Genomic DNA, 249 nt, shown 5'->3' with positions numbered 1-249 from the left:
ATGGTACCGGACGGTCCTGTTGCCAGTGCAAACTGGATTTTAGGGTAGCGCTGATTATATTCGGCAAGTGTGGCCGGAATACGCACGGCGGCTGTACTTTCCAGCGATCCCAGAGAGAACAATCCCTGTGGTTCATCACCTGCGACCACCATCCTCGCTTCTTCTACCAGCGCCAGGATCCGCTGGCTGTAACGCAAAAAATTGTGCCCGGAGGGAGAAAGCCGCAGACGTTGATTTTCACGAATAAAC

The 249-nt window shown here is 53.4% G+C and carries 1 pseudogene; it reads right to left on the bottom strand.

From position 1 onward, the window contains the following. Positions 1-249 (bottom strand): annotated as a pseudogene (locus FDX22_RS27480) (LysR family transcriptional regulator); the annotation flags it as partial.

The sequence above is a fragment of the Citrobacter sp. TBCS-14 genome (assembly GCF_005280805.1).
Classification (GTDB): Bacteria; Pseudomonadota; Gammaproteobacteria; order Enterobacterales; family Enterobacteriaceae; genus Citrobacter; species Citrobacter gillenii.
Note: the sequence above shows the minus strand (reverse complement) of the source record. Positions and strands in the feature narration are given on the sequence as shown.